Raw genomic sequence first — 1,273 nt, forward strand, 5'->3', positions numbered from 1 at the left:
GATGAGCGACTTTTCTGGCTTGGGTTAAAGATCGTGCATTGGGGGCATAACTGATTGTTAACGCATCCAAAGCGTAACGTTTGCCAGTGGGCGCATTGTTATCCTCTGTCCAAGCGGCATGAAGGGGAAGTAAACCTAACAATCCAACGGGAATCAAAGTGACTTTCGCCGATTTTGGCAAAGCCTGAACCACGGGAGCCATGACTTTTTTCCAAAGTAACTTGGTGGTTGCTTCTAGGGTATTTAACCATTGCTGACGATAATTTTCCTCTTTGGGATGGGTTAACCAATCATAATAAGCGCGAAGATAACCACTATAGGGCGCGTCCAAACTGGTTAAAGTTTCTAAAAGCGTTGCATGGGTGAGTTCTGGGAGCCAGACTTTTTGTATCTCTTTGTTTTCAAAGAGAATTAATGCTAAACCACCCGCTTTTGTCACCGCTAAATAGACTAAATTCGCGCCTTTAGCCGCCGCGACAATATCCACAAATTCAGGTGCGGCGAGAAATTCGCCGTAGCCTTCGACTTGGCGAATAGCGGCAATGGTTTCATCCAGTGCTCGACGGGCAGCTTGTAAAAGGGTACGGACTTTTTCTGGGGGAGCCGTTTGCCCCAAATGCCAATCGTTCACTGCTTGTTGATAGCGATCAGTTAAATCACTATGCCCTCGTGCTTTTAACTGTTCTAAATCGGCTCGATCTCGTGCTAAGGCTTCACTTAGAAGTTGAGCTAATCCCCGTTCCAAAGTCACGATGGCTTTTTCCAGTTGATTCGTTTTGGCAAAGGCGTAGGCGGCGTGAGCGGCTAAACCTTGGCTTTCCTTTAAAAAGGCGGTTTGATGTTCGCGGGTGAGTTGGGTTTGTACCAATTGGGTGCCGGCTTGATAGGCATATTGGTAAGCGTCGATGACTTCCTGCCATTCTTTACGATCAAATGCCCAGCGGAGCCAATTGCGGGCATTTCGGAGTCCTTCTTGGAGTGCTACTTCCAAACCTCTTTTCGCGCCCTTTTGATAATTTATGATCGCCTCGCTCAAGTCGTTGAGGTCGCCGAGGCGGGCGTATCGGTCAGAGAGGCCATTGCCCAGATTGTTTAAGTTTATTGGCAACTCTGGCGAGTTCTCAGCTGTCAGCTTAACGGCCTTTTGATAATTTATGATCGCCTCGCTCAAGTCGTTGAGGTCGCCGAGGCGGGCGTGGTCGGCAGTACGGCGTGTACGCAGAGTGTTTAGGAGACGGGGGTCGCCGGGCGCGTCCTCTGCAGACAGCTTCAC

General features: G+C 49.3%; 1 protein-coding gene. It reads right to left on the reverse strand.

The window, feature by feature from the left end:
* Nucleotides 1-1,171, reverse strand: a 1,171-nt coding sequence (locus GY683_RS02810) for a CHAT domain-containing protein (protein ID WP_297287301.1), incomplete at its 3' end; no start/stop codon positions are given.
* Between the last annotated feature and the right edge of the window lie 102 nt (nucleotides 1,172-1,273).

Source organism: Moraxella sp., from assembly GCF_024227015.1.
Lineage (GTDB): Bacteria > Pseudomonadota > Gammaproteobacteria > Pseudomonadales > Moraxellaceae > Moraxella.